Source organism: Tianweitania sp., from assembly GCF_032053605.1.
GTDB lineage: Bacteria > Pseudomonadota > Alphaproteobacteria > Rhizobiales > Rhizobiaceae > Tianweitania.
In genome coordinates this window covers 1-4,340 of the sequence record NZ_DAMBUH010000173.1, presented here as the reverse complement: position 1 = coordinate 4,340, position 4,340 = coordinate 1, and the positions used below count along the sequence as shown (strand labels likewise).

Sequence of the window (4,340 nt, the reverse complement as noted above, 5' to 3'; positions counted from 1 at the left end):
ATGGCCGAGGTGGAGGGGGCGCTGGCGGATGGGGTCGAGGCGGTGTCGATCGTGACACCGAACCATCTGCATTTTCCGGCCGCCAAGGCCTTTCTGGAAGCCGGCATTCATGTGATCTGCGACAAGCCGGTCACGTCGAACCTGGCTGATGCGAAGGCGTTGGCGGAGATCGCAGCCAAATCAGGCAAGCTGTTCGTGCTGACGCACAACTACACCGGTTATCCGCAAATCAGGCAGGCGCGGCAGATGGTGGCCGATGGCTTGCTGGGCGATATCCGCGTTGTGCAGGCGGAATATCCGCAGGACTGGCTGACGGAGAAGGTCGAAGATACCGGAGCCAAGGGTGCGGTATGGCGCACGGATCCGTCGCAGTCTGGTGTCGGCGGTTCCACCGGCGATATCGGCACGCATGCGTTCAATCTCGCGCGCTTCGTGACCGGGCTTGAACTCGACGCGCTGGCGGCCGATCTCGACGCCTTCGTTCCCGGCCGTGCGGTGGATGACAATGCGCACGTCATGCTGCGCTTCAAGGCGCAGAACGGCGTTGCGGCCAAGGGGATGCTTTGGGCGAGCCAAGTCGCGCCGGGTAACGAGAACGGGCTTCGGCTGCGGGTTTACGGCACCAAGGGCGGGATCGAGTGGTTCCAGGCCGATCCGAATTATCTTTGGTACACGCCATTTGGTGAGCCGAAGCGCCTGCTGACGCGTAACGGTGCTGGCGCCCTATCGGCGTCAACGCGGGTCAGCCGTATCCCGGCGGGGCATCCGGAGGGCTATCTGGAAGGGTTCGCGACGATCTATGCGGAGGCGGCGCGAGCGATCAAGGCTGCGCGTCACGGAAGCCAAGTTCCCGCCGAGGTCGTGTTCCCGAACATCTCAGATGGCGTGGAAGGGGTGGCCTTCGTGGAGGCTTGCGTGCGCTCGTCACAGAATGACGGCGCATGGACAAAGCTGGATCTCTAAACTCGCGAAGGCCGGCTCGAACCGGCCTCCTACCGGATCAGTGTCTCGCAGTGATCACGCGTCGAGCTTGATGATGAGCGGCAGGTCGTCATTGGCCGAGTCGCGCATCGAAGCGAGGCTGCGATTGTCGAGAAGGTCGGACATGGCCTGACGCACTTCCAGCATCATGTGACGGACCTGGCACGTCACCTCATCGCAATCATCGCAGCGCTTATACTGCGTGCGGCTGGCGCAGGCGATCGGGGCAAGTGGCCCGTCGAGCACACGGATGACATGCCCGATCTTGATCTCGGTCGCCGGCTTCGCTAGTCGGTAGCCGCCATCCTTGCCTTTGCGGCTCAACAGGAAGCCGGCATTGCGCAGCTCGCCAAGAATGGCTTCCAGAAACTTCTTCGGAATGTTGTTGGCCACCGCGATGTCATTGACGAAAGCGAGTCGGCCGACGGGCATCTGCGCCAGATAAATCAGCGCCTTCAGCCCGTACTTGCCTTTTTTGGTCAGCATGGAATAACTACAAGTTGAGACCGGAGCCGGTCTGCAGAGAATGTCCCGCTTCGTTCCTAGGCAGGGATTGTGTCAGGAACAATTCCTAAGCGATTGGACCAGCATCAATTTTTATGCCTGGGGTAAACAGGTCACACACATTCCGTGATCGCCTATTCCGTGAATGCTCACGATTGCTGCACGCAAGACGATGACGCGATGCCGCGACATCCGGTATGATGGGTCATGAACGAAGCCAAGCCTGCCCAAACCTATGCGCCGCGCTTTGCGGTAGCACCGATGATCGATTGGACCGATCGGCATTGTCGCTTTTTCCATCGGCAGTTGAGCCGGCATGCGCTGCTTTACACCGAGATGGTGGTGGCGGATGCGGTGATCCATGGAGATCGGCAGCGTTTGCTGGGCTTTGATCAGGTTGAGCATCCGCTTAGCCTACAGCTTGGCGGATCGGACCCGCTCAAGCTCGCGGAAGCAGCAAGGATCGGCGAAGGGTTCGGCTATGACGAGATCAACCTGAATGTCGGTTGCCCGTCAGACCGCGTGCAATCCGGCACCTTTGGCGCGTGCCTGATGAAGACGCCGGATGTCGTTGCAGCCTGCGTGGAAGCGATGCGCGAGGCCGTGGACATTCCCGTGACGGTGAAATGCCGGATCGGAGTGGATGATCAGGATCCCGAGCCGGCTTTGGATGCGATCGCCGATCGAGTGTTTGACGTGGGCGCGGATGGGCTTTGGGTGCATGCGCGCAAGGCCTGGCTGCAGGGGCTTTCGCCGAAGGAAAATCGGGAAATCCCGCCGCTGGATTATGACCGGGTGCGGCGCTTGAAGGCGCGACTGCCCGAGCGCTTCATCGGTATTAATGGCGGCATCCACTCGCTGGATGAGGCCGAGCTGCTGCTTGCAGGCACCGATGGCGTGATGCTTGGACGTGCGGCTTACCAGACACCCGGTTTGCTGGCTGAGGTGGACAGCCGCTTTTATGGCGCGCAAGCCAAGGCGGCCGATTACGATGCCCTCTTCGCGGCCATGGCGGACTATTCTGACCGGCATATCGATGCCGGGGGACGGTTGTCTCACGTCGCGCGCCACATGGTCGGGCTGTTCCATGGTTTGCCCGGTGCCCGGCGCTATCGGCAGATCCTGTCGAGCGATGCGACCAAGCCGGATGCGCGGTCGCAGGTTCTTTGGCGCGCGCTCGGTGAGGTCGATCGGTCTGCGGCGATGGCTTCCGTCGCTGCCTAGGGCCGGCGCGGTTTACATCGCTGACGTTCGCCTCTAGCGCTTCGCGGGGGCGGGGCTGGGCGGATCATGGTTTCCATCGAACAGTTGGTGGTTTTCGCAGGTGCCATCGCGCTTGGCGGAGTCGTGTCCGGCTTACTGGCCGGCGTGTTCGGTATCGGCGGCGGGGCGGTCCTGGTGCCGGGGTTCTACCAGGGGCTGGCCATGCTCGATGTCGATGAAGCTGTGCGCATGCATGTGGCGGTCGGCACGTCGCTTGCGATCATCATCCCAACGTCGCTTCGATCCTATCAGGGGCATCTGAAACGTCGCGCGGTGGACAAGGCGCTGTTGAGGAGCTTCCTGATACCGGTTCCGGTCGGCGTGTTGCTGGCCTCGCTGACGGCGGCGTATATTTCGTCTGAAGGCCTGCGCGTGATCTTCATGCTGATCATGGTGGCTGTCGGGTTCAAGCTTTTGTTCAACCGCGACAGCTGGCGCCTTGGCCGCAAGATCCCGACTGGGCCTGCTCGCGCAATGGTCGGGGTCGTGATCGGCTTTTTGTCGACGCTGATGGGGATCGGCGGCGGCATCATGAACAACACTTTCATGACGCTCTACGGCCGCTCCATGCATCAGGCGGTTGCGACGTCGTCAGGCGTCGGCGTGTTGATCGCGATACCCGGCACGATCGGTTACATATGGGCGGGCTGGGGTGATCCGAACCTGCCGCTGGGATCAACCGGTTTCGTGAACTGGATCGCCTGTGCGCTGATCATCCCGATTGCGCTGGTCATGACACCCTATGGCGTGCGGATCGCGCACGCGCTTAAAAAACGGCATCTGGAGATCGTCTTCGGCTTGTTCGCGCTGGCTGTCTCGATCCGCTTCTTCGTCAGCCTGATCTAATAGGTCTTGACCCTAATCTCGCAGCACCATGCGATCGCCGCGCACATCATAGCCCGACAGGGTGCCCATGAAGTTCATGCCGAGCAGGCTTTGGCTCAAGGCGCCGGGTTGGGCGACGAGGATCGGCAGAGGTCCGCGTTCGATGTTGCCGATGGCGATGGTCTGGGCGCGAGCGCGGGCAGCAACCGTGACGCCGTTGGCGGTGGATACCGGGACGGTGAAGTTCAGCGCCTCGACATCGAGGCCGATCGAGCGGGCGTCTTCCACCGTGAGCACGGTCATGCTGGCGCCGGTGTCGACCATGACCTGGACGGGCTTGCCATTGATCGCCGCGCGGGCCTCGAAGTGGCCGCTGCCGGTTTTCTCCACGGTCACCGTGACATTGCCTTCGCTGTCGGTGACGGACAGTGGACTGCCCGGAACCAGTCCGGCAGTGACGCGGCTGGCGATATCCTGCAGCTCGTAGCGGTAGGTGTAGCCTGTCGTCAGCGCGAGCAGGATGAACAGCCAGGCTGCGATGTTGCGGGTGACTTCGCCAAAGGAAGGGCGCGAGGCGACGATGCCAGCGGAGATGACGGTGACCAGCAGGCCGGCGGTCAGGATGTTGGCGAACTGATCATTTTCGAGGCCGAAGGTGCTGCCCGCATCGTGGTTGAAGACAAGCAGGAGCAGGCCGGCGGCGAGGATGGCGGGGACGATCCAGAGAAGTTGCGGCGGCCGGCGCATGCTCAGCTCACGTCCCGTTC

At 62.1% G+C, this 4,340-nt stretch carries 5 protein-coding genes; 3 read left to right on the top strand and 2 right to left on the bottom strand.

What is annotated here, in order from left to right; genetic code table 11:
* A partial coding sequence (locus RTX98_RS20155) for a Gfo/Idh/MocA family oxidoreductase (RefSeq protein ID WP_312798663.1) occupies window positions 1–963 on the top strand: 963 nt, incomplete at its 5' end.
* A 54-nt stretch (window positions 964–1,017) separates the two neighbouring features.
* Here the strand turns inward: RTX98_RS20155 and RTX98_RS20150 are convergent.
* Entirely contained in the window at window positions 1,018–1,467 is a 450-nt protein-coding gene (locus RTX98_RS20150; RefSeq protein ID WP_189502477.1) for an RrF2 family transcriptional regulator, read from the bottom strand.
* 225 nt (window positions 1,468–1,692) lie between these two features.
* Between RTX98_RS20150 and dusA the strand changes: the two genes are divergently transcribed.
* Both dusA and RTX98_RS20140 read left to right on the top strand, forming a co-directional pair.
* Window positions 1,693–2,709, top strand: a complete 1,017-nt coding sequence (gene dusA / locus RTX98_RS20145; RefSeq protein ID WP_312798662.1) for a tRNA dihydrouridine(20/20a) synthase DusA — start codon at window positions 1,693–1,695, stop codon at window positions 2,707–2,709.
* A 66-nt stretch (window positions 2,710–2,775) separates the two neighbouring features.
* Window positions 2,776–3,594: a sulfite exporter TauE/SafE family protein gene (locus tag RTX98_RS20140; protein WP_312798661.1), complete on the top strand. Its 819-nt coding sequence runs from the start codon at window positions 2,776–2,778 to the stop codon at window positions 3,592–3,594.
* A 12-nt stretch (window positions 3,595–3,606) separates the two neighbouring features.
* Here the strand turns inward: RTX98_RS20140 and RTX98_RS20135 are convergent, their stop codons facing one another.
* On the bottom strand, window positions 3,607–4,320 hold the full coding sequence (locus RTX98_RS20135; protein ID WP_312798664.1) for a TIGR02281 family clan AA aspartic protease: 714 nt from the start codon (window positions 4,318–4,320) through the stop codon (window positions 3,607–3,609).
* Between the last annotated feature and the right edge of the window lie 20 nt (window positions 4,321–4,340).